Source organism: Consotaella aegiceratis (genome assembly GCF_036541425.1).
Classification (GTDB): domain Bacteria; phylum Pseudomonadota; class Alphaproteobacteria; order Rhizobiales; family Rhizobiaceae; genus Consotaella; species Consotaella aegiceratis.
In genome coordinates, this window is the sequence record NZ_JAZHFT010000019.1 from 19,678 (window position 1) to 42,265 (window position 22,588).

The window sequence follows — 22,588 nt, forward strand, 5'->3', positions numbered from 1 at the left end:
CAGCCTTCGCCGACAACAATCCTCTCCCGTGTCGGTTCGCTTCGGCGAGCCGGCATCGGGAGCGTGCGACCTCAACTCAAGAGACCCGGACATGCCCGACGCCAATGTGGACCACGCCCTCAACCTGCGGACACCCGAGTGGTACCGATCGGCCACCCGCTGGACGCAGCTGACCCTGGCCGAGGACGATCCGGTCAAGTTCGATCCGGGCTTCTGGATCGACGTATTCAAGCGCACTGGTTCGAATGCGACCTGCCTCTCGGCGGGCGGTTACATCGCCTATTATCCGAGCAAGGTGCCGCTGCACTATGTGAGCAAGTTCATCGGCGACAGCGATCCGTTCGGAGCGCTGGTCGACGGGGCGCGCGCGCTCGACATGCATGTGATGGCCCGCGTTGACCCGCATGCCATCCATCAGGACGCCGCCGACGCGCATCCGGAATGGATCGCCGTCGACAAGGACGGCCACCCGCGCCGGCACTGGGCGTTTCCGGACGTCTGGGTGACGTGCGCTTATGGCGACTACAACAACGTCTTCATGCCGGAGATCGTCAAGGAGATCGTCCGCGACTACGACGTTGACGCGGTCTTCGCCAACCGCTGGCAGGGCCACGGCGTCTGCTACTGCGAGTCCTGCAAGACGCGCTTCAAGGCGGCGACCGGCTATGAGCTGCCGCGCGAAGCCAACGCGCATGATCCTGTCTGGCAGGCCTGGGCCGGCTGGCGGCGCGGCGTGCTCACCAAGATGGTCATCGACTGGGACGACGCGGTCAAGGCGATCAAGCCGCATGCGAGCTTCATTCCGAACATGGGCGGCGCCTCGCTGATGGAGTTCGACATCTCGCTGATCGAGCGCCACTGCCCGTTCCTGGTGGTCGACCACCAGGGCCGACGGGGTGTCGAGCCGGTCTGGATGGCGGGGCGCAACGGCAAGCGCATGCGCGCCACCTTTCCGGAACGGCCGGTGATCCTGATCACGTCGATCGGGCCGGAGGAAGAGTATCGCTGGAAGGATTCCGTTACCACCGGCGCCGAGATCGAGACATGGATGGGCAACGGCACGGCGCACGGCCTGTTGCCCTGGTTCACCAAGTTCAACGGCGTCGTCCCGGACGAGCGCTGGGTGCAGCCGATCGCCAACGGCTTCCACCTTCACGCCCGGCTCGAAGCGATGCTGGGCCAGACCCAGGCGACGGCCGAGATCGCCATCATCGATCCCACCACGACCCTGCGTCATTGGTCTTCGGAGTCCCGCCAGAAGGCCGAAGCCGACGATTTCGGCTTCTATCACGCGTTGGTCGAGGCCCGGCTGCCCTTCGAGTTCCTGTCCGACCAGACGATGACGCCAGAAGCCCTGGATCGCTTCAAGCTGGTCGTTCTGGCCAATGCCGCTTGCCTGTCGGACGAACAATGCCAGGCGCTGCGCGACTACGTGGCGCGGGGCGGCAGCGTCGTCGCCGCCTATGCGACGTCGACCTGCAACGAGAACGGCGAGCCGCGCGAGGATCTCGGCTTGGCCGACGTGTTCGGAGCCAAACTCCTGGCGCCCGTGCGCGGCCCGGTGAAGAACACCTATGTGGCGCTCAACGGCCGTCATCCGGTCAACGAGGGCTACGACGGCGCCCGCCGCATCATCGGCGGCACGCATCTCCTCAGCGTCGAGGCGGCGCCGGGCGTCGAGGCGCCCTTCCAGTTCGTTCCCGACTTTCCCGACCTGCCGATGGAAGAGGTCTATCCGCGCGAGGAGCCGCGCGGCGCGGCCGTGCTCGCCCGCCAGACGCAGGCCGGCGGCCGCGTCGTCTACATCCCCTGGGATGTCGGCGGCGTCTTCTGGGAAGTGCTCACCTCCGACCATCAAAGACTGATCGCCAACGCGGTGCGCTGGGCGCTGGGCAAACCGCCGAGCGTCGAGGTGACGGGGCGCGGCGTGCTCGACATCGCGCTACGCGAGAACGCCGACGGGCTCGCCGTTCTGATGTTCAATCTCAGCAACCCGATGATGCTGAAGGGACCGACGCGGGAATTCTATCCGGTCGGACAACAGACCGTCTCGGTCAGGCTGCCGCAAGGCAAACGCGTGTGCTCGGCGCGGCTGCTGGTCGGCGGGCAGGACCTTCCCGTCGAGATCAAGGACGGGACGGCGACCGTCGAAATACCGTCGATCGATCTCCTCGAAGCAGTTCAGTTCGAATGGGAAGACGATCTCTGACGAGATCGCCGGGAGGACCCCATGATCAGATATATCGTCAAACGGCTGATCTACATGATCCCGACGCTGTTCGGGATCTCGCTGATCTCGTTCTTCATCATCCAGTTGCCGCCCGGCGACTATCTGACCTCGATGATCGCCCGGATGCAGGACACCGGGCAGGTCGTCGATCCGGTGGAGATCGCGCGGCTGCGCGAGATCTACGGCCTCGATGACCCGATCATCGTCCAATACTGGAAATGGATCACCGGCATCCTGCTGCACGGCGACTTCGGCTATTCGTTCGACTGGAATAGGCCCGTTTCGGAGCTGATCTGGGAGCGCATGGGCTCGACGCTTGCCGTCTCGATCTGCGCGCTCCTGTTCGTCTGGGCGGTGTCCTTGCCGATCGGCATCTATTCGGCCGTGCGCCGGCATTCGATCGGCGACCATGTGTTCACGTTCTTCGGCTTTCTCGGTCTCGCCATCCCGAACTTCATCCTGGCGCTGACGCTGATGTACGTGTCCTACAAGTATTTCGGCCAGAGCGTCGGCGGGCTCTTTTCACCGGACTATGTCGACGCGCCCTGGTCCTTCGCCCGGTTCGGCGACCTGCTGGCCCATCTTTGGATCCCGGTGATCGTGATCGGCACGGCCGGCACGGCATCGCTCATCCGCATCCTGCGCGCCAACCTCACGGACGAACTGAACAAGCCCTATGTGGTGACGGCCCGGGCCAAGGGTCTGCCGGAACATCAGGTGATCCTGCGCTATCCGGTGCGGATCGCGCTCAACCCCTTCGTCTCGGCGCTCGGCTGGGTGTTGCCGCATCTCATCTCGGGCGTCACCATCACCGCGATCGTGCTCAATCTGCCGACGGCGGGGCCGCTGCTGCTGCGCGCCCTGGTCTCCCAGGACATGTACCTGGCGGGCAGTTTCATCCTGCTGATGGGCGCCCTGACACTGGTCGGCATGCTGATCTCCGATCTGCTCCTCGCGCTTCTCGATCCTCGCATCCGGTTCAACTGAGATGACGGTAGAGCCTTTCATCGACAGTCCCGTCGAAGACAAGCCGGCGATCAGCCCGCTCGAGCAAGGCCAGGCGGTGCGCGCCGCCGCGGTTGCCGGCCAGTGGACGCTGATCTGGCACAAGTTCTCGCGCGACAAGGTCGCCATCTTTGCCGGATGCGTCATCGCTTTCTTCTATTTCGTCGGCGCCTTCGCGGAGTTTCTGGCGCCCGGCCTGCCGCAGGAAGCGCGACCGCAATACACCTATGCGCCGCCGCAGAGTGTCGCCCTGTTCGCGCCCGGACCCGACGGGGACGAGGTCTTCCTGCCGCACGTCAAAGGCTACTCGGTGGAGGTCGATCCGGTGGCGCTGCGCCGCACCTTCGTGGTCGACGACACCAAGGTGATCCCGATCGGATTCTTCGTGCGAGGCCCGGCCTATGATTTCTGGGGGCTGTTCCGCACCGATGTCCACCTGATCGGGCCGCTCGATCCGAACCAGCGGATCTTCCTTCTCGGCACCGACAAGCTCGGCCGCGACCTGCTCACCCGCCTGATCTACGGCACGCGCGTATCGATGTCGATCGGCCTCTTCGGCGTCACGCTGAGCCTGATCATCGGCGTCGTTCTCGGCAGTCTGTCCGGGTTCTACGGCGGCTGGGTCGATCTGCTGATCCAGCGTATCATCGAGGTGGTCAGCGCCATGCCGACCATCCCGCTCTGGCTGGGTCTTGCCGCCGCCGTGCCGCTCACCTGGTCGCCGCTGCAGGTCTATCTGATCATCACCATCATCGTGTCGCTGCTCGGCTGGACGGGGCTGGCGCGCGAGGTGCGCGGACGCTTCTTTGCCCTGCGCGGCGAGGATTTCGTTACCGCGGCCCGGCTCGACGGGTCCAGCGAGCGGCGGATCATCTTCCGCCACGTCCTGCCGTCGCTCACCAGCCACGTTCTGGCCGTGGTGACGCTGGCGCTGCCGACGATGATCGTCGCCGAGACCGCGCTGTCCTTCCTCGGCGTCGGCCTGAAGCCGCCGGTGGTCTCCTGGGGCGTGCTGCTGCAGGACGCGCAGAACATCCGCACGGTCGCCACGGCGCCCTGGCTACTGATCTGGCCGGGCGGGGCGGTCGTCATGGCGGTTCTCGCCTTCAACTTCCTCGGTGACGGACTGCGCGATGCAGCCGACCCCTATGAGCAATGAGGAGGCCGCGATGACGCAAACCTTCGAAACCACGGCCGAGCCGATGGCGAGCTCCAGCGAACCGGTGCTGAGGGTCGAGAATCTCAGCATCGACTTCCACCTGCGCACGCACATCCTGCACGCGGTCCGCAACGTTTCCTTCGACCTCTATCCCGGCCGCACTCTTTGTCTGGTCGGCGAAAGCGGCTCCGGCAAGTCGGTGACGGCGCGGGCGCTCTTGCGCATCATCGACAAGCAGGCGGTGGTCAGCAGCGGGCGCATCCAGCTCAACACCCGAGGGCAATCGATCGAGATCAGCGAGCTCGGCACCAACAGTCGCGAGATCCGTGCGGTCCGCGGCGGCCGGATCGGCCTGATCTTTCAGGAGCCGATGAGCTCGCTCTCGCCGGTGCGCACCATCGGGGCGCAGATCATCGAGGCGCTGCGGCTGCACCGCAAGCTCGACAAGCGCGCGGCGAGACAGGAGGCGATCGAGCTCCTGCGCCAGGTCGAGATCATCAATCCCGAGCAGATGGTCGACCGCTACACCTTCGAGTTCTCCGGCGGAATGCGGCAGCGAGCGATGATCGCGATGGCGCTCGCCTGCGATCCCGACATCCTGATCGCCGACGAGCCGACGACGGCGCTCGACGTCACCACCCAGGCTGAGATCATGGATCTCGTCAAGCGCCTGCAGGCGTCGCGCGGCATGGCGATGCTGCTGATCACCCACGATCTCGGGATCGTCGCCGAGGTGGCCGACGAGGTGGCCGTGATGCGCTTCGGCCGGATCGTCGAACATGGGACGGTCGACGACATTTTCTACAATGCGAAGAACCCCTATACGCGGCAGCTTCTGAACTCGACCGTCAAGCTGGGGCAGGGTGGGCGATCCGCCGCCGCGCTGCAACCGGAACGCCGAGCCATCCTGTCGGTGCGCGACCTCACCAAGGTCTATGGCGCCGCGTGCAGTTGGCTTGGAAAGCACGACGACCAACTGACGGCCGTGGCGGCGGCGAATTTCGACCTTCTGGAAGGCGAGAACCTCGGCATCGTCGGCGAAAGCGGTTCGGGCAAGACGACGCTCGGCCGCCTAGTACTGCGCGTCGTCGAGCCGACCGCCGGCCGCGTCGTCTTCCGCCCGGAGCCGGAGCGCGACGAAGACGTCACCGCGATGACGAAACGTCGGTTGATGGATTACCGCCGGCAGGTCCGGCTGGTGTTTCAGGATCCGTTCGCCTCGCTCAATCCGCGCATGACGGTCAAGCAGATCGTCGGCGATCCGATCTTCGTCTCGGGCCTCGCCCGCGGCCGCGTGCTGGAAGAGAAGGTGGCCGATCTGATGGAACTCGTCGGCCTCGATCCGGCGACCATGGAACGCTATCCGCATGCCTTTTCCGGCGGCCAGCGCCAGCGTATCGGCATCGCCCGTGCGCTCGCGCTCGACCCGAAGATCATCATCGCCGACGAGGCGACCTCGGCACTCGACGTTTCGATCCGGGCGCAGATCCTGGACCTGCTGCTGGATGTCCAGAAGCGCCTCAACCTGAGCTGCATCTTCATCTCGCACGACATTTCGGTCGTTCGGTACTTCTGCGACCGGGTGGCCGTCATGCATCGCGGCAAGATCGTCGAGTTGGGGAGCGTCCAACAGATCTGCGACCACCCGCAGGAGCCTTACACGCAGAGCCTGATCTCGGCCGTCCCCCATGCCGATCCGCGCAACAAGCGCATGCTGCACCGTACGAAATTCGTTGCCTGAGGAGGGGTCTGGTGCCCAAATTCGCCGCCAATCTGTCGATGCTCTACACCGAGTTCGCCTTCATCGACCGCTTCGCGGCTGCCGCCGGGGGCGGCTTTCCGGCCGTCGAATATGTCAGCCCCTACGAACAGTCGGCCGAGGATGTCGCCGAGGCGCTGCGGGCGAACGGTCTCGTCCAGGCGCTGTTCAATCTGCCCGCCGGCGACTGGGCCGGCGGAGAGCGGGGTATCGGCTGCCTGCCGGACCGCGTGGATGAATTTCGTGACGGTGTCGGAAGGGCGATCGCCTATGGCAAGGCGCTGGGCTGCGCCAAGATCAACTGTCTGGCGGGGATCACGCCGAAGGACAGCGATCCGAAGAAGCTCGAAGAGGTTCTCGTCGCCAATTTGAAGTTCGCGGCGCCTCGGCTGGCGCAGGCCGGGATCAAACTGCTGCTCGAACCGATCAACCTGCGCGACATCCCCGGCTTTTTCGTCTCGCATACCGACCATGCGGAAGCGATCCTGGAGGCGTGCGGCTCGGACAATCTGTTCATCCAATACGACATCTACCACACCCAGGTGATGCAGGGCGATCTGATCCCGACCTTCCAGCGGCTGCAGAACCGGATTGCGCACATCCAGCTCGCCGACAACCCGGGCCGGCACGAGCCAGGCACGGGCGAGATCAACTACCCCTTCGTCTTCGCCGAGCTCGACCGGCTCGGCTACGACGGCTTCATCGGTTGCGAATACAAGCCCGCCGGCACGACCACGGCCGGAGTCGGCTGGATGAAACCTTATCACTGAGCGACGCCGATCAGCCGGACCGCGTCTCTCCGGCCGAAGCATCGCCACGCCAACGACGATTTAGGACCGGGCCGCACGGTCGGCACGGGGCAAGCAAGGCTGTGCCGAGGAGCACGACAGGACCATGAGCAAGACCGAACTCCAGGTGCCTTTCGGCGCGGTCTATTTCCGCAAGTCAAATCCGCCGCGAGAGGACTGGGAGCGCGACTACGGCATCGCCGCTGAGGACGGGCTCAACGTCTTTCGCCACTGGTTCATGTGGAGCGCCATCGAGCGGGCGCCGGGCGTCTATGACTGGGAGGAGTACGACCGTCAGCTCGATCTCGCCGCCGCCAACGGTATCAAGACGATCGTCGCGGAGCTAACCCATACGGCGCCCGACTGGGCTTTGCGCAAGTTCGCACAGGCGCGGCAGCGGTATGCGGATGGCCGACCGGCGGCCTCGATCATGGGCGTGTCGGCCGCAACCGGCGGCTTTTCCGAAAGCGGCGGCGGGGGGCTTCTCACCTTCAACTGTCCGGAGGCTTGGGAGGCGGCGAAAACCTTTCTGACGACGATGGCGGAGCGCTACAAGGGCCATCCCGGCCTGCTCGGCTACGACGTCTGGAACGAGTGCAACTACTCGCCCCGCATCGACTACAGCGCCTTTACCGCGGCGGCGTTCCGCGACTGGCTCAAGGCGAAATACGGCTCGCTCGAGACCTTGGCTAAGGCCTGGTATCGCTATTCCTATGCCGAGTGGGAGGATATCGAGCCGCCGCACCAGACCGCGCCCTATCCGGAATGTCTCGACTGGCTGCAGTTCAAGCGCGACAACTTCTATGACCAGATGCAATGGCGGATCGACGCGATCCGGGCGGTGGATCCGGATTGCCTGATCGCCGCCCACGGCGTCGGCGGCGCCATTCCGGATATGGCGGCACGCGGCTGCGACGACTGGCGCGCCGCCTCCAAGGTGCAGGTCTACGGCTATACCTGGATTCAGGCGCGCAAGGGCAACCAGCCCTGGCGAAGCTGGTATGCCGCCGACCTCAATCGCGCGGCGGCGCGCGGCAAGCCGTTCTGGCATGCCGAGCGGCAGGGAGGACCGTTGTGGATGCAGCCGCAGGTCGTCGGACGCGACAAGGAGGACGGGCGCATTCCAGAGCCGGAGGATATCCGGGTCTGGACGATGACGTCATTCGCCGGCGGCGCTCGGGGAGTGCTGAACCTGCGCTATCGGCCGCTGCTCGACGGTCCGCTGTTCGGCGCCTTCGGCTCCTACGACATGGACGGCTCGCGCACCTCGCGGTCCGACATGGCGAGCGATCTGGCGAAGTGGGCCAACGCGCCGGAGCAGAAGCCGCTTTTCGCCGCCCGGCCGATCCGCGGCGAGATCGGCATCCTCGTGGTGCCGGAGGTCCAGGAGTGGGACTATCTGCTCAGCTACGAGGGCAAATACGACACCTACGCCGCCGCCATGTGGGGCGCCTATCGCGGCTTCTTCGACAATGGCTTCCAGGCGGACTGGGTACACGCCGACGACATCGACGGCCATGATGTGCTCTACTTCCCCTATCCGATCATGCTGACCGCCGCGCGGGCGAAGAAGCTGGCCGATTGGGTCGAGGCCGGCGGCACGCTGATCGCCGAGGCCTGTCCCGGCTATTTCGGCGATCGCGGCAGAGTCGGCACCGTCCAGCCCAATCTCGGACTGGATGCGGTGTTCGGCGCACGAGAGGACCACGTCGAGTTCATGCCCGATATCCGCGACCGCATCCGTTTCAACATGGATGGCCTGTCCGTGCGCGGCGGCGGCTTCCTGCAGGCCTACCGCTGTGCCGGGGGGACGCCCTATGGCTGGTTCGACGACGGCCGCCTGGCCGTGGTCGCCAATTCCTTCGGCAAGGGACGCACGCTGCTCGTCGGCACCCATCCGTCGGTCGGCTACTATCGGTCGAGCGAACCGGCGAACCGGCGCTTCTTCGCCGAATGCGCCGCCTATGCCGGCAAGATCCAGCACGTGCAGACCAACAATCCGCAGGTCCAGATCCGGGTGCATCGGGAGGAGGGGCGGACGTTCCTCTGGTTCATCAATCCGACACGGCAGCTTCAGACCGGACATCTCGCGTTGTTCGGTTCGCAGAATGCCGTTGTGCCGGGCCGGGTGCACTGGGCGGAAGAGGGCGCGGTTTTCGACGGTCGGCGGTTCTGCGTGCCCGCCCGCGACGCGCTGATCCTGGAAGTCGAACCGCGATGACGGCGTCCGAGGCACGTTGGCGACCAAGGCGGGGGTTTCGCAGGAAGCGGTGTTCGACGCGATCAAGGGCGGGCTCGCCGGCTCGACGGTGATGAACGCCAAGGTGCCGATGATCCTCGTGGGCAACTTCAAGCCGGGGTTCCGCATCGACCTGCACGTCAAGGACCTGCAGAACGCGCTCGACACGGCGCATGCGCTGCACGTGCCGGTGCCGCTGTCGGCGGGGATCATGGAGATCATGCAGGCGCTCAAGGTCGACGGCGAGGGCGAGAGCGACCACAGCGCGGTGGCGCGCCACTACGAGAAGCTAGCCAAGGTCGAGGTGCGCCGATAGGGGCGGCCGGGTCGGCGCGAATTGCGCGGCGGCCGGGCGGGGTGCAGCGGCGCTGCGCCGGGCATCCTGGCGGGCGACCACCTGCCTGGCGACCCATCGGGCTGCCGCCCCCACGGCATCGGCTTTTGGGGGCGTCATCTTCGGGACGGAGCCCGAGGATCCAGGACCGTCGGAATTTCGATCGCCAAAAGGACAAAGCGGCCATAGCGTTCAGCGACGCAAAGGCTGGATCGCGGGCGGCGAACCCCTCTGATGCGGGATCCAACGCGGGGGCGAGGGTGCCTGCGCATAGCCGCGTGACGGATCGCAGACGACCGGTCCCTGCGAACGGATGTGATCAGCGATATCGGCCGATATCTCAGCTGCCGCCGCAAAGCGATATACTAGGATACGAATATGTTGCCAGTGTCTTCGTGACCCTCTAATGATCGGAACACGTTCGTTCGATCATCATGGAGAGTATCATGAAGCGTCTCGACGGCAGCTTCCTGGACGGCCGTTCGCGTCCGACGCCGCGGATCTTGCAATGGGGCGAGGGCAATTTTTTGCGCGCCTTCGTCGATTGGAAGATCGACCGGCTGAACGAGGCGGCCGGAAGCGATTGGGGCGTCGTCGTGGTGCGGCCGATCGCAGGCGGACTGCCGTTTACGCTGAACGAGCAGGAGGGCGTCTATACCGTTTTGTCTCGCGGCGTGAACGACGATGGCGAGCCGGTATCGGAAGCGCGCAAGATCGCCTGCGTGCGCGAGGAGAAGTCCTCGCACGACGACTGGGCCGGAGTGCTCGCCCTGGCCCGTGACGAGGCCATCACCGTCGTCATCTCCAACACCACGGACGCCGGTATCGCCTATGTGCCAACGGTCCAATACGACGACGCACCGCAGGCGTCGTTCCCGGGCAAGATGACGCGCTTCCTGCACGAGCGTTGGAAAGCGTTCGACGGCCAGGCCGACGCCGGCCTGCAGATGATCGCCTGCGAGTTGATCGATCACAATGGCGATGAGCTGCGCCGCATCGTGCTGCAGCATGCCAGGGAATGGGGGCTGGAGCCGGCCTTCATCGAATGGGTGGAGACGGCCAACGCCTTCTACAATACGCTGGTCGACCGCATCGTGCCGGGCTATCCGCGCGCCGAGGCCGAAGCGTTGCAGAAGGACCTCGGCTATGAAGACAAGTTCATGGCCGCCGCCGAACTGTTCCACTTCTTCGTCATCGAAAAGAAGCCGGGCATGCCCGAACTGCGCCTGCCGCTCGCCGAGTACGACGAGGGCACGATCGTTGTCGAGGATGCAACGCCCTACAAGGCGCGCAAGGTGGCGATCCTCAACGGCGCGCATACGGGACTCTGCGCCCTGGCGCTGCTGGCCGGCGTGGAGACGGTCGGCGAGGCCGTGACCGACGAAGCCGGCGCCCGCTTTTTGGATCGGCTGCTGAACGAGGAAGTGATCCCCTTCCTGACTTTGCCGAAGGAGGAGTTGGAGGCCTTCGCGGCCGCCGTGCTGCGGCGCTTCCGCAACCCCTATATCCGGCACCTCTGGTACGACATCAGCCTCAACGGCATCGTCAAGTATCAGACGCGCAATCTCGATCGCCTGGTGGCGTATCAGGAGAAATTCGGCAAGCCGGCGCCGCTCAACACGCTGGCGCTCGCCGCGTGGCTGGCGTTCTATCTCGGGCAGTTCGAGGGAGCCGAGAAACTGCCGCCGCGCGATGCAGACGTCATCGTCAACCGTATCCGCGAGATCGGTGCGCTCGACGACGGCACGGCGGACGGCCTGGACAAGATGGTCGCGGCCTACCTCGGTGAGGCCGCCTTCTGGGGCCGGTCGATCGACGATCCGAAGCTGCGCGCAGCCGTGGCGGAGGATTTCCGCTACCTGACCGAGGGACCCTTCAGCTTCTCCCGCCTCGCCGCTTTTATTGAGAAAGCCTCATCGGGACGGCCCTGGCAATGAGCAGCACGATCCGGATCGGCGGGCCGACGCTGCTTTCCACCACCTATCCCGACAAGCCGCAACGCAGCGGTTGACGGCATAGACCGGCAGGCCTTATATCGCCGTCACCCCCGGCGGCGCTTCGGCGCCGCTCCGGTCGGGCGCGTAGCTCAGCGGGAGAGCACTACGTTCACACCGTAGGGGTCACAGGTTCAATCCCTGTCGCGCCCACCATTTTTTAGCTGCCGCACTGCTGTCGGACGAGACAGCCCTATGGGCCGCGCCGATTACCAACGATTGCTGGAAGCCCGCGACCTCGGCATCGTGAGATGCCGGTGCATGGTTGCGGCTTTTCATCGACAGCGCCTCGATTCACAGCTAGATCGTGGGCGGCATCGATGGGGAGGGCAGGAGGTTTGCATGTCGGTCGATCTGAAGGATATGGCTGCGCGCGGTGCGGCGCAGCGGGTCGAACCGGGTATGAAGCTGGGGATCGGCACCGGGTCGACCGCCGAATACTTCATCCGGGCGCTCGGTGAGCGCGTGGCATCCGGCCTGTCGATCCTGGGAGTTCCGACCTCGCGCCGCTCGGCCGAACTCTGCATGGAGCTGGGCATCCCCCTTTCGACGCTCGACGAAACGCCGCGTCTCGACCTGACCGTCGACGGGGCCGACGAGATCGATCCTTGTCTGCGCCTGATCAAGGGCGGTGGCGGTTCGCTGCTGCGCGAGAAGATCGTCGCGGCCGCCTCGGCGCGGATGATCGTCATCGCAGACGCCTCGAAGCGCGTGGACACGCTGGGTGCGTTTCCCTTGCCGATCGAGGTCGACGGCTTCGGGCTCACCGCGACGCGCCTGGCCGTGGAGGCCGTGGCCTCCCGGCTCGGGCTCACTCAATGCGACATCGTCCTGCGCAAAAAGAATGGCGAACACTTCGTCACCGACGGCGGCCACTTGATCCTGGACGCATCTTTTGGCCGCATTCCCGATCCAGACGCATTGTCCAGCGTTCTTCACGACATCCCGGGCATCGTCGAGCATGGACTGTTTCTCGGACTTGCCACAGCCGCGATCGTTGCCGGCGAGCAAGGCATCGAGGTCCTCGGCTCATAGTCTTCAACGGTGATCGCTCGCGTCTCACTTGCGAAGTGACCTGCCGATTCGATAGTGCAACCGGCACCGCTTCACGTCCGAACGATGGAGATTCTCGAATGCCTGTCCGCAAAACGATGCGCCGCGTCGCCTTTGCCACCGTCGCGCTCGCCTTGAGTTCGGCAACGCCGCTCTACGCACAGGATGCCAGCGACGCTCAAATCGCAGCCGCCAAGCAGGCGATCACGGCGATCCACGCCACGGACCGCTTCGACGTGATCCTGATGAACGCCGCGACCCAGATCAAGGGCAATCTCATTTCGCGCCATCCCGATCTGCAGAGCCAGATCTCCGATATGGTCGACGAGAAGGCGCTCGAGCTGGCGCCGCGCCGCGCCGACCTGGAAAACGAGGTGGCGCGGGTCTATGCCAAGCTCTTCAGTGAGGAGGAACTGCGCACGATCGCAGAGTTCTATAACTCCGAAGCCGGCAAGAAGCTGCTCGAAGAAGGGCCGATCGCTACCCGCGAGATGATGCAGGCCGCCGAGGTTTGGACGAACGGCATCGTTCGCGATCTGCAGAAGGCGACGACCGAAGGTGTCGAGAGCATGGCCAGCGGCAATGCGGATCAAGGCGCACAGTCTTCGCAATAGACGGACATGACCTCAAACCACGGTCTGCGGGAGTCTCCACGCCGCGTGGGCCGAGCCATGGAGGCGGCGTGGCGGAAACAACCTACGACTTCGACCTTTTCGTAATCGGTGGCGGCTCTGGCGGCGTCAGGGCGGCCCGGCGGGCGGCGATGCTCGGCCATCGGGTGGCGATCGCCGAGGAATACCGATACGGCGGCACCTGCGTCATCCGCGGCTGCGTGCCCAAGAAGCTGTTCGTCTATGCCTCGCAATTCGCCGAATCCTTCGAGGATGCCGCCGGTTACGGCTGGAGCGTCGGCAAGCGGCGGTTCGACTGGAGCGCGCTGGTCGCCGCCAAGGACAACGAGATTGACCGCCTGGAGCGGATCTATCGCTCCAACCTCGAAAAGGCCGGCGTGATGCTGCTCGGCTCGCGTGCCGTTCTCGAGGGACCGCACGAGATCCGCATCCTGGAGACCGGCAAGGTGGTGACGGCCGACAAGATTCTCATCGCCACCGGCAGCCGTGCCAATCCGCATCCGGGGCTGCCGGGCGCCGAGCACTGCATCACCTCCAACGAAGCCTTCCACATGCACCGCCTGCCCAAGGCAGTGGCGATCCTCGGTGGCGGTTATATCGCCGTCGAGTTTGCCAACATCTTCCTCGGGCTGGGGGTCGAAACGACGCTCGTCTACCGCGGCAAGGAGATCCTGCAAGGCTTCGACGACGACCTTCGCCACGCGCTGCACCAGGCCATGAAGAAAAAGGGCGTGCACATTCGCTGTGAGGACACCTTCCGGGAGGTCGTCCAAAAGCCGGACGGCCGCTTCGAGGCGCACCTGGCGGGCGGCGATATCGTCGATGCGGACGAGGTGATGCTGGCCATTGGCCGCAAGGCCAACACCGAGGATCTCGGCTGCGACAAGGCGGGCGTCGAACTCGATCCGCGCGGTGCGGTGATGGTCGACGACTATTCCAAGACCAGTGCTGACAACATCTGGGCCGTCGGCGACGTTACGCATCGCATGCAGCTGACGCCGGTGGCGATCCACGAGGCCATGTGCTTCGTCGACACGGTGTTCGGCGGCAAGCCGACGAAGCCGGACTACGACAGCGTTCCGACGGCGGTGTTCTCGCAGCCGGAGATCGGCACGGTGGGACTGACCGAGGCCGCCGCTGCAAAGGCCTATCCCGAGATCGAGATCTATCGGACGAGTTTTCGTCCGATGAAGAACACGCTGTCCGGACGCGACGAGACCATGCTGATCAAGCTCGTGGTCGATGCTGCGAGCCGGCGGGTGATCGGAGCCCATATTCTCGGTCCTGACGCCGGCGAGATGAGCCAGATTTTGGGCATCGCGGTGAAGGGTCGGCTGACGAAAGAGCAGTTCGACGCGACCATGGCGGTGCATCCGACGGCGGCCGAGGAGATTGTGACCATGTACGAGCCGAGCTATCGGCTGAAGGATGGCGAGCGGGTCGAGACGTGAGGCGCGGCGCCGTCCGCTCCGAGTTCCCCTGGACGAACTGGTTCCTGACGTTCCCATGCTCATTCACGACGATCATCCTGACTTCGACGGCCTGATCGCGGCTGGAGACGTGGTGGCCTATTTCGGCTATGGCTCGCTGGTGAACCGGCGGACGCTGCGCACGAAGTTCCTGGGCATCCGGAGAGCGAGTGTTCGCGGCTGGCGCCGGTTCTGGCTGCCGCGCGGTGTCCCGCCTGTGGCGCTGCTTTCGGTCAAGCCGGACGGCGACCACGTGACCCAAGGTGTGGTCGTCTACGATCGGGCCGACCACCTGCCCGCCGTCGACGAGCGGGAAGCCGGCTATACGCGGCGCCGCGTCGATCCGGCCGCCGTCGACATCGAAGCGCTGCCTGCGCCCGATGTGCCGCTTTTCATCTACGAGGCCAATCGCAACGAGCCGGATGCTGCCGACCTGGATTGCCGGATCCTTCAGTCCTACCTCGACGCGGTGCTGCAGGGCTTCCTCGCCCTCTATGGAGAGGACGGCGTCCGGCGCTTCGTGGATGAGACGGAAGGCTTCGAAGCAAAGGTTCTGTGCGATCGCGCCGCGCCCCTCTACCCGCGTTCGGTCGAGATTGGAGCGCAAGAAGGCGAACTCTTCGATGCGCTGGTCCAAGATCGTGGAGCGACGTTCGTCAGCGCCGCATAGGCCTACCCCAGGCCGTCCACGATCAGCCGAATGGAAAGGGCGGAACGCCGGGCGGTCTTGGCAAGGCCCGGCTTCCGTCAGCGCCTTCAGTCATGCGATCGCCAGTGCGGATATCAGCTATCGGACTCGGCTGTACCTCTTCTTCTTTGCCGGGGAAGTAGCTTTCCGGCCCGATGTCTGCTGCATACAATAAAGCTGCCGTAACGACGAAATGAGCCGCCCGAGGCGAATGGGACTGTTCTTATCTGCAATGGGTGCATACGTGCCATGTCATGGGCGCAACGCTTTGGTATGGTGGCTGCGGAATGGCAACTATCCTGATGATTTTCCTGTAGAAAGCCGATCTGGAATACTAGATTGTCAATAGACGAAAATGTCGCACAATTATCTGGGCTAAGCTTGCAACCTTTCAGGTGCTAACGCATTCTTACGACATCGAATGTTCGCCAAAGGAGGCAAGCCATGCAGAGCAGCGAAGTCGTGAAACTTTCTCCCGAGCATCGCGCCATCCTGACCAAGGCGGCTTTGGCCGGTAAGACCGTTCAGGTCGAACGGTCCGGGACGGCTTCGGTACAGCGCGCCAACTAGGCGCCTTTCGTACCTGCGAGCAAGCACTCAGACGCCCCGCTTCGGCGGGGCGTTTGCTTTTCAACTGGCTGATTTGCCGGAAAAATCGGTGCCACGAAGGTCTCCCCGACCTATCAGGTGACAAGCCGTCGCGCAGCCCCTATAAGCCACCAAAAAACCGATGATGCCTTCAAGCCGGCGCGGGTGAACGATCCGCGGCGGCCCTTGAGGCACAGCATCCTGGGGAGACCGTCATGGCCAAGGACTGGACGCCGAGGAGTTGGCGCGACAAGCCGATCCAGCAGGCGCCCGACTATCCCGATCCGGCTGCGCTGGAAAGCGTCGAAAAGCGGCTTGCGAGTTATCCGCCGCTGGTTTTTGCCGGAGAGGCACGCAAATTGTCGCGCGCTCTGGCGGCGGTGGCGGAGGGCAAGGCCTTCCTGCTTCAGGGCGGCGATTGTGCGGAGTCCTTTGCCGAGCACGGGGCCGACAACATCCGCGACTTCTTCCGCGTCTTCCTGCAGATGGCCGTGGTGATGACGTTCGCGGCGGCGTCCCCGGTGGTGAAGGTGGGGCGCATCGCCGGCCAGTTCGCCAAGCCGCGCTCGTCCGGCAGCGAATCTCGCGACGGTGTGGAACTGCCGTCTTATCGCGGCGACATCATCAACGGCATCGACTTCGACGAGGCGTCGCGCGTCCCCAATCCGGAACGCCAGGAAATGGCATACCGGCAGGCGGCGGCGACCTTGAATCTGCTGCGCGCATTCGCCCAGGGCGGCTACGCCAACCTGGAGAACGTGCACACTTGGATGCTCGGTTTTCTCTCCGACAGTCCCCAGGTCACCCGCTATCGCGAATTGGCGGACCGGATCTCGGAGACGATGAGTTTCATGCGGGCGATCGGCATCACCTCCGACGCTCACACGCCGCTGCGCGAGACCGATTTCTTCACCAGTCACGAGGCGCTGTTGCTGGGCTACGAAGAGGCTCTGACACGCGTCGATTCCACGTCCGGTGACTGGTATGCCACCTCCGGCCACATGATCTGGATCGGCGACCGGACGCGCCAGCTCGACCACGCGCATGTCGAATATTGCCGTGGCGTGAAGAACCCACTCGGCCTCAAATGCGGGCCGTCGCTGGCCCCCGACGATCTGCTGCGTCTGCTCGACAGGCTCAACCCTGCGAACCAGGCCGGACGGATGACGCTGATCACGCGCTTCGGTCACGACAAGGTGGAAAGCCATCTGCCGAAGCTGATCCGCGCCGTCGAGAGGGAAGGGCGCAAGGTGGTCTGGTCGTGCGATCCGATGCACGGCAATACGATCACCCTCAACCGCTTCAAGACGCGGCCGTTCGACCGAATCCTGGCCGAGGTCAAGGGTTTCTTCGACGTCCATCAGGCCGAGGGCACGCATCCCGGTGGCCTTCATGTGGAAATGACCGGCAACGACGTGACCGAGTGCACCGGAGGGGCTCACGCGCTGTCGGCCGACGATCTGTCCGACCGCTACCACACCCATTGCGATCCGCGGCTCAACGCCAGCCAGGCGCTTGAGCTGGCTTTCCTGGTGGCCGAGCTCTTGAAGAGCCACCGAACGGCATCGAGCCGCCAGGCTGCCAATTTCTAGGCGCGGCGGAAGCTCAGGCTTCGGGCCGACAACGAACGACCGGAAAGGGCGGCGCGCTCGACCAAGACGCGCCGCCCTTTGCTTTTCACGATAGGGCTGATGGCGTCGACGCTCCGTGATCGCGATGACGGTGAACACCCCGTTCGCCCATCGCCCGACTAATGGGGAGGGATCGGAGGGCCTATTTTTGAGGGTAAAGGAGTTCCCTCATGGCCCGGCTTCCCACTCTGTTTCTCTCCCACGGCTCGCCCGACATCGCCATCGCCGAAACGCCGGCAACGGCGTTCTTGAGAATGCTCGCCGATCATCGGCCGCGCCCCGCCGCCATCGTCGTTGCTTCCGCTCATTTCGAAAGCGGCCGTCCCTCGGTCACCGTCGACGCGCAGCCGGAGACCATCCACGACTTCGGCGGTTTCGATCCTCGGCTCTACGAGATGCGCTATGAAGCGCCGGGAAACCCGGCGCTGGCCGGCGAGATCCTGACGCATCTCCGCGCCGCCGGCTTCGACGCCGCAGGCCTGGCCGGTCGCGGCTTCGATCATGGTACATGGATCCCGTTGAGCCTCGCCTATCCCGCGGCCGATATTCCGGTCGTGCAGGTGTCGGTCGATCCTCAGGGCGGTCCGGAGCATCACGTTCGGCTCGGCGAGGCGCTGGCATTTCTGCGCGATCGGGACGTCCTGCTGGTGGGATCGGGCTCGTTCACCCACAATCTGCGCGAGGCCTTCGGCAACATCCGCAGCGGCCGCCGCGAGGCCGAGACGCCGGCATGGGTTTCGGCCTTTGCGGATTGGATGACGGATCGGATCCTGGCGCATGACCTAGCGGCAGCCATGGACTATCGTGCCCAGGCACCGTTCGCGGTCCAGAACCATCCGAGCGACGAGCATCTGATGCCGCTGTTCGTCGCTTGGGGCGCGGCCGGAGCGAAGGCGAACGCAAGGCGTCTGCACACCAGCCGCGACTTCGGCGCCCTTTTCATGGATGCCTTTGCCTTCGACTAGAAACGAATGCTAGTCGTCGGAATTCACGTCGTGGCCCGGAGGCTCGCGGCGGCCCGCCGAAATGGCTTTGAGCGGCAGCAATCGGGGACCGGTCTTGCGGTTGTTCCACCAGGACCGCCGGATGAGAGCCGGGCCCCACTGCCGCCAGGCGAACCAGGCGGCAAGCGCGACGGCGATGACGCCAAGCGTGATGCCGACCCCGCGCTCCATCAGCTCCAGATGGCTGAACACGGTTCCGATCGAATAGCCGAAGACGTAGCCGATGGTCGTGAAGATGCCGGCCCACAGCGCCGCGCCGACGAAGTTCAGAAGCGCAAAACGAACGATGCTGATGCGCGACATTCCGAGCGCGATCAGTCCGGGCACCCGCAAGCCGTAGATATAGCGGTTCACGATGACGAAGAAAGCCTGATAGCGCTCCACGAGACGCAGCGCCCTGGAGAATTTCGGCCGCGCCTTCCATCTCGCCACCCAGCGGTGGCCGGAAAAGAATCGCGCAAAGAGGAAGACCGCGAGGTCGCCGAGGAACGAGCCGATAAAGGCGAGGCCGACCATGAACTCGAACGGATAAACGCTGCGATAAGCCAGGAAGCCGCCGATGATCGCGAAGACCTCGCCCTCCAGGAAGGTGCCGGCGAAGACGATGATGGGTCCGAACTGGCTGATAAGCTGGAGGATCTCGTACACGCTGTCTCCGCGCGGTCATTCCCGGCAGCCGCGGCTGCCAAACGCCTGAATGCCGATACTCGCCTTTCGGCGGAATGCAAGGTCTGCCGCCCCGATCCGGTTAATGGAGGTCGCTTCGCCGCTTGGGCGCGAACCTTCGGTACCGGGGACGGTCAACCTTGCGTTTCTGACGAAAGAACTCCCGTGACCGTCATATGGGGTCTCACGCCCCGATGCCAACAGCTTTGACACGCGACTGCGCCGAACATGAGGCGTTGCGGCGAAAACCGTTCGGTCGTCCATTCAATTGGGTTTCCGGGACGACGCCGCCACGCCATTCGGCTATGGGAGGCAGAGACCATGCCACCGTTCTGGATTTGAGCCGCCCAATGTTCGAAACGCCGTCTCCCGATTCGGTCGCCACTCTCTGCCTGGTGCTGGGATTGCTGTTTCTCTTGCGATGCGGTCTGGTCCTGCGTCGTCTCATGGACGGCGGACAGAAGCATGGGCGCGGCCTGTGGCAGCGCATCACCAAGGCCGGCGGCTTCGGCGCCGACAACGAGCCGGAACGTCGCCTTGCCGCGCGCCAGCTCTATATTGCGGTCGTTCTCTTGTCGGCCGGCCTCGTCCTCTTTGGCTGGCGCCTCGCCACAGGCGAGGCCATCGCCATAGCGCTCTGAGACACACTCCTCCTCAGTGCGGGGCCGACGCCGATCGGGAGTCTTTCGATGCCTTCATTCCTGCGCTTCCTGGCGGACAATTTCCGCTGGCTGGCCGGCGGTTTTCTGCTCACGCTGTTTTCGTCCTTCGGCCAGACCTACTTCATTTCGCTGTCCAGCGGCGAAATCCGCCGCGCCTTCGATCTCTCCAACGGCGGCTTCGGCGCGCTTTACATGCTGGCGACGCTCGGCAGCGCGCTGACGCTGCCGGTGCTCGGACGCGTCATGGACCGCTATCCGGCGGCCATCGTGGCGGCGGGCACGATGCTGATGCTGGCGGTCGCGACGATTCTCATGGGATTTGCCGGCGGCGCGGTTATGCTGGTTCTCGCGCTCTACCTTCTGCGCCTGTTCGGCCAGGGCATGATGACGCAGACGGCGTTGACCTCGACCGGGCGATGGTTCGCGGCCAACCGGGGCCGCGCCGTGTCGCTCGTCACGCTCGGCCAGCAGGTGGGCGAGGGCATCTTTCCGTTCCTGTTCGTGGTGGCCGCCGGAGCCCTTGGCTGGCGCGGCGGCTGGTTCGCCTGCGCGGCGCTGCTCCTCGTTCTGGCGCTGCCGCTGGGCGTCATGCTTCTGAAGGTCGAGCGCAATCCGGCGGGCGATGTCGTGCCGACGAGACAACGGGCCGGACGAGACTGGACGCGCGCCGAGGTCCTGCGCGATCCGAACTTCTATGTGCTCTGCTCGGGTGTGCTGGCGCCGCCTTTCGTGGCCACGACGATCTTTTTTCATCAGGTCTATCTGACTGAACTGCGGGGTTGGCCGCTGGGCATCTTCGCCGGCGCGTTCGTGGTGATGTCCGCCACGACGGTGGTGACCACGCTCACCGCGGGTTGGCTGATCGACCGGTTCACGGCGATCCGCCTGCTGCCGACCTTTCTCCTGCCTCTCGGGCTCGCCTGCTTTGCGATCGCCTGGCTCGATCAGGCCTGGACCATCCCCCTGTTCATGATGCTGCTCGGCATCAGCTTCGGCTTCTCCTCGACGCTGATCGGCGCGCTCTGGCCGGAGATCTACGGCACGCGCGAACTCGGATCGATTCGTTCGGTGGTGGTCGCCATGATGGTCTTCGCCACCGCGCTCGGACCGGGGCTCACCGGCTGGCTCATCGACATCGGCGTTTCCTATCCATTGCAGCTCGCAGCGATGGGCGTCTACGCCTTTGCCGCCGCCGGCGCGATGGTCCTGGTCTCACGCCGCTACCGGGATCGTCGCATGATCGAAGCGATGGAATTGCCAGGCTGAGGCGAACCGGAGTAGGGAGGCGCATGACCGTCACCGTCCGCTTCGCGCCGTCTCCCACCGGCTATCTTCACATCGGCAATCTTCGGCCCGCGCTGTTCAATTGGCTGTTCGCCAAGGCGAGGGGCGGGACTTTCATTCTGCGCTACGACGACACCGACCAGGCGCGTTCGCGGCAAGAATATTCCGATGCGATCCTTCGCGATCTCGGCTGGATCGGCATCGAACCGGACCGGATCGAGTACCAGTCGCGACGGATCACCCTTTACGATGCTGCAGTCGAGCGACTGAAGGCAGCCGGCGTTCTCTACCCCTGTTACGAAACGCCGGAAGAGCTGGACGCACGGCGTCGACGCCGGCGCGTGCGCGGGCTGCCGCCCATCTACGGACGCGAGGCGTTGCGGCTGACGGAGGCGGAAAAGGCCGCCTTCGAGGCGGAGGGACGCCAGCCGCATTGGCGGTTTCTGCTGCCCAATTTCGGTGACGACGTCTTTGCACCGGTGCGCACGGAGATCGTCTGGGAAGATCTCGTGCGCGGGCCGCAGACGGTCGATCTCGCCTCGCTCTCTGATCCCGTCCTGGTACGCGCCGACGGCAGCTATCTCTACACGCTGCCTTCGATCGTCGACGACGGCGATTTGGGCGTCAGCCACGTCATCCGTGGCGACGACCACGTGACGAACACCGGCGTTCAGATCGCCATCTTCCGGGCGCTCGGCCTCGCCGTGCCCGCGTTCGGACATCACAATCTGCTCACCACCGTCGACGGCGAGGGTCTGTCCAAACGGTCGGGCGCGCTGTCGCTCGGAACGCTGCGCGAGCAGGGCTACGAGCCGATGGCGGTGGCCTCGCTCGCCGTCCAGGTCGGACTCTCCGGGGCGATCGAGGCCTTGCCGGATCTCGAAGCCCTGGCGCGGCGTGTGGACTTCGAGGCGATTTCCGGCGGGGCCTCGAAATTCGATCCGGCCGAACTCGATCGGCTCAATAGCGACATCGTGCATGCGCTCGACTACGCTGCCGTGGCCGAACGGCTGCGGGCGATCGACGTGCCGGACGGTGAGGCCGAAGCGTTCTGGCTGGCCGTGCGCGCGAACTGCGCCAAGGTCGCCGACGCCGCGTCCTGGCGCGGCATCGTTTTTGGCGAACTCGCGCAGCGACCGGATTTCGACGCCGACGACACCGCCTTCCTGCAGGAGGCCTTCGCCTTGCTGCCCGAGGACCCCTGGGACGCCGGTGTCTGGAGCGAGTGGACAGGCCGCGTCAAAGCGGCGACCGGGCGCAAGGGCAAGGCACTGTTCATGCCGCTGCGCATGGCCTTGACCGGCCTCGACCACGGGCCAGAGCTCAAGGATCTGCTGCCACTGATCGGACGGCAGCGGGCGCTCGCCCGTCACCCATAGCCCGTCTGGCCGCCGAAACGCTGG

The 22,588-nt window shown here is 64.9% G+C and carries 20 protein-coding genes and 1 tRNA gene; 19 read left to right on the plus strand and 2 right to left on the minus strand.

The genetic code is table 11. The annotated features are described in order from the left end of the window. Positions 1-91: 91 nt before the first annotated feature. The 9 genes from SMD10_RS13820 to SMD10_RS13860 all read left to right on the plus strand — a co-directional run bounded on the left by SMD10_RS13820 (position 92) and on the right by SMD10_RS13860 (position 11,664). Complete coding sequence (locus SMD10_RS13820; protein ID WP_331686293.1) at positions 92-2,209, plus strand: alpha-amylase family protein; 2,118 nt, start codon at positions 92-94, stop codon at positions 2,207-2,209. A 21-nt stretch (positions 2,210-2,230) separates the two neighbouring features. Continuing rightward, entirely contained in the window at positions 2,231-3,217 is a 987-nt protein-coding gene (locus SMD10_RS13825) for an ABC transporter permease (protein WP_331686294.1), read from the plus strand. A 1-nt stretch (position 3,218) separates the two neighbouring features. Further along, complete coding sequence (locus SMD10_RS13830) at positions 3,219-4,394, plus strand: ABC transporter permease (RefSeq protein WP_331686295.1); 1,176 nt, start codon at positions 3,219-3,221, stop codon at positions 4,392-4,394. A gap of 10 nt (positions 4,395-4,404) precedes the next feature. Further along, positions 4,405-6,135 carry an ABC transporter ATP-binding protein gene (locus SMD10_RS13835; protein WP_432757242.1) on the plus strand — a complete coding sequence of 577 codons (1,731 nt, stop codon included), beginning with the start codon at positions 4,405-4,407 and terminating at the stop codon, positions 6,133-6,135. An 11-nt stretch (positions 6,136-6,146) separates the two neighbouring features. After that, the gene (gene hyi / locus SMD10_RS13840) at positions 6,147-6,923 is read left to right on the plus strand and encodes a hydroxypyruvate isomerase (protein WP_331686296.1); all 777 of its coding nucleotides are present in this window, start codon (positions 6,147-6,149) and stop codon (positions 6,921-6,923) included. A 124-nt stretch (positions 6,924-7,047) separates the two neighbouring features. Then, positions 7,048-9,162 (plus strand): beta-galactosidase, encoded by a 2,115-nt coding sequence (locus tag SMD10_RS13845; protein WP_331686297.1) that lies wholly within the window; start codon positions 7,048-7,050, stop codon positions 9,160-9,162. Positions 9,163-9,178: 16 nt separating this feature from the next. Further along, positions 9,179-9,496 (plus strand): NAD-binding protein, encoded by a 318-nt coding sequence (locus tag SMD10_RS13850; RefSeq protein WP_331686298.1) that lies wholly within the window; start codon positions 9,179-9,181, stop codon positions 9,494-9,496. Between the two features lie 464 nt (positions 9,497-9,960). Continuing rightward, positions 9,961-11,451 carry a tagaturonate reductase gene (locus tag SMD10_RS13855; protein WP_331686299.1) on the plus strand — a complete coding sequence of 497 codons (1,491 nt, stop codon included), beginning with the start codon at positions 9,961-9,963 and terminating at the stop codon, positions 11,449-11,451. 138 nt (positions 11,452-11,589) lie between these two features. Beyond that, positions 11,590-11,664: transfer RNA gene (locus SMD10_RS13860), tRNA-Val, on the plus strand. Here SMD10_RS13860 and SMD10_RS13865 read toward each other — a convergent pair. After that, positions 11,635-11,787 (minus strand): hypothetical protein, encoded by a 153-nt coding sequence (locus tag SMD10_RS13865; protein WP_331686300.1) that lies wholly within the window; start codon positions 11,785-11,787, stop codon positions 11,635-11,637. The two genes, SMD10_RS13860 and SMD10_RS13865, sit on opposite strands and share 30 nt — an antisense overlap. 63 nt (positions 11,788-11,850) lie before the next feature. Here SMD10_RS13865 and rpiA point away from each other — a divergent pair, with 63 nt between their 5' ends. The 7 genes from rpiA (at position 11,851) to SMD10_RS13900 (ending at position 18,534) form a co-directional block, all read left to right on the plus strand. Continuing rightward, the gene (gene rpiA / locus SMD10_RS13870) at positions 11,851-12,543 is read left to right on the plus strand and encodes a ribose-5-phosphate isomerase RpiA (protein WP_331686301.1); all 693 of its coding nucleotides are present in this window, start codon (positions 11,851-11,853) and stop codon (positions 12,541-12,543) included. Positions 12,544-12,641: 98 nt separating this feature from the next. After that, positions 12,642-13,175 (plus strand): DUF2059 domain-containing protein, encoded by a 534-nt coding sequence (locus SMD10_RS13875; RefSeq protein WP_331686302.1) that lies wholly within the window; start codon positions 12,642-12,644, stop codon positions 13,173-13,175. A 68-nt stretch (positions 13,176-13,243) separates the two neighbouring features. Further along, entirely contained in the window at positions 13,244-14,644 is a 1,401-nt protein-coding gene (gene gor / locus SMD10_RS13880) for a glutathione-disulfide reductase (RefSeq protein WP_331686303.1), read from the plus strand. 55 nt (positions 14,645-14,699) lie between these two features. Further along, positions 14,700-15,332, plus strand: coding sequence for a gamma-glutamylcyclotransferase family protein (locus SMD10_RS13885; protein ID WP_331686304.1), 633 nt, complete (start codon positions 14,700-14,702; stop codon positions 15,330-15,332). Positions 15,333-15,794: 462 nt separating this feature from the next. Then, positions 15,795-15,920, plus strand: a complete 126-nt coding sequence (locus SMD10_RS13890) for a hypothetical protein (protein WP_331686305.1) — start codon at positions 15,795-15,797, stop codon at positions 15,918-15,920. Between the two features lie 233 nt (positions 15,921-16,153). After that, the gene (locus SMD10_RS13895; RefSeq protein WP_331686306.1) at positions 16,154-17,530 is read left to right on the plus strand and encodes a class II 3-deoxy-7-phosphoheptulonate synthase; all 1,377 of its coding nucleotides are present in this window, start codon (positions 16,154-16,156) and stop codon (positions 17,528-17,530) included. 209 nt (positions 17,531-17,739) lie between these two features. Beyond that, the gene (locus SMD10_RS13900; RefSeq protein ID WP_331686307.1) at positions 17,740-18,534 is read left to right on the plus strand and encodes a DODA-type extradiol aromatic ring-opening family dioxygenase; all 795 of its coding nucleotides are present in this window, start codon (positions 17,740-17,742) and stop codon (positions 18,532-18,534) included. A gap of 9 nt (positions 18,535-18,543) precedes the next feature. Here SMD10_RS13900 and SMD10_RS13905 read toward each other — a convergent pair whose 3' ends face one another. Then, positions 18,544-19,221 (minus strand): DedA family protein, encoded by a 678-nt coding sequence (locus SMD10_RS13905; protein WP_331686308.1) that lies wholly within the window; start codon positions 19,219-19,221, stop codon positions 18,544-18,546. A gap of 368 nt (positions 19,222-19,589) precedes the next feature. Here SMD10_RS13905 and SMD10_RS13910 point away from each other — a divergent pair, with 368 nt between their 5' ends. Genes SMD10_RS13910 through gltX form a run of 3 tightly spaced genes read left to right on the plus strand, consistent with a single transcriptional unit; the run spans position 19,590 to position 22,564 of the window. After that, positions 19,590-19,880 carry a hypothetical protein gene (locus SMD10_RS13910; protein WP_331686309.1) on the plus strand — a complete coding sequence of 97 codons (291 nt, stop codon included), beginning with the start codon at positions 19,590-19,592 and terminating at the stop codon, positions 19,878-19,880. Positions 19,881-19,928: 48 nt separating this feature from the next. After that, the gene (locus tag SMD10_RS13915; RefSeq protein ID WP_331686310.1) at positions 19,929-21,167 is read left to right on the plus strand and encodes an MFS transporter; all 1,239 of its coding nucleotides are present in this window, start codon (positions 19,929-19,931) and stop codon (positions 21,165-21,167) included. 23 nt (positions 21,168-21,190) lie between these two features. After that, positions 21,191-22,564: a glutamate--tRNA ligase gene (gltX, locus tag SMD10_RS13920; RefSeq protein WP_331686311.1), complete on the plus strand. Its 1,374-nt coding sequence runs from the start codon at positions 21,191-21,193 to the stop codon at positions 22,562-22,564. Positions 22,565-22,588: the final 24 nt, after the last annotated feature.

Coding starts and splice junctions, on each gene's coding strand:
- SMD10_RS13820 (WP_331686293.1), top strand. CDS start 92: ATGCCCGACGCCAATGTGGACCACGCCCTCAACCTGCGGACACCCGAG.
- SMD10_RS13825 (WP_331686294.1), top strand. CDS start 2,231: ATGATCAGATATATCGTCAAACGGCTGATCTACATGATCCCGACGCTG.
- SMD10_RS13830 (WP_331686295.1), top strand. CDS start 3,219: ATGACGGTAGAGCCTTTCATCGACAGTCCCGTCGAAGACAAGCCGGCG.
- SMD10_RS13835 (WP_432757242.1), top strand. CDS start 4,405: ATGACGCAAACCTTCGAAACCACGGCCGAGCCGATGGCGAGCTCCAGC.
- SMD10_RS13845 (WP_331686297.1), top strand. CDS start 7,048: ATGAGCAAGACCGAACTCCAGGTGCCTTTCGGCGCGGTCTATTTCCGC.
- SMD10_RS13855 (WP_331686299.1), top strand. CDS start 9,961: ATGAAGCGTCTCGACGGCAGCTTCCTGGACGGCCGTTCGCGTCCGACG.
- SMD10_RS13865 (WP_331686300.1), bottom strand. CDS start 11,787: ATGAAAAGCCGCAACCATGCACCGGCATCTCACGATGCCGAGGTCGCG.
- rpiA (WP_331686301.1), top strand. CDS start 11,851: ATGTCGGTCGATCTGAAGGATATGGCTGCGCGCGGTGCGGCGCAGCGG.
- SMD10_RS13875 (WP_331686302.1), top strand. CDS start 12,642: ATGCCTGTCCGCAAAACGATGCGCCGCGTCGCCTTTGCCACCGTCGCG.
- SMD10_RS13885 (WP_331686304.1), top strand. CDS start 14,700: ATGCTCATTCACGACGATCATCCTGACTTCGACGGCCTGATCGCGGCT.
- SMD10_RS13890 (WP_331686305.1), top strand. CDS start 15,795: ATGCAGAGCAGCGAAGTCGTGAAACTTTCTCCCGAGCATCGCGCCATC.
- SMD10_RS13895 (WP_331686306.1), top strand. CDS start 16,154: ATGGCCAAGGACTGGACGCCGAGGAGTTGGCGCGACAAGCCGATCCAG.
- SMD10_RS13900 (WP_331686307.1), top strand. CDS start 17,740: ATGGCCCGGCTTCCCACTCTGTTTCTCTCCCACGGCTCGCCCGACATC.
- SMD10_RS13910 (WP_331686309.1), top strand. CDS start 19,590: ATGTTCGAAACGCCGTCTCCCGATTCGGTCGCCACTCTCTGCCTGGTG.
- SMD10_RS13915 (WP_331686310.1), top strand. CDS start 19,929: ATGCCTTCATTCCTGCGCTTCCTGGCGGACAATTTCCGCTGGCTGGCC.
- gltX (WP_331686311.1), top strand. CDS start 21,191: ATGACCGTCACCGTCCGCTTCGCGCCGTCTCCCACCGGCTATCTTCAC.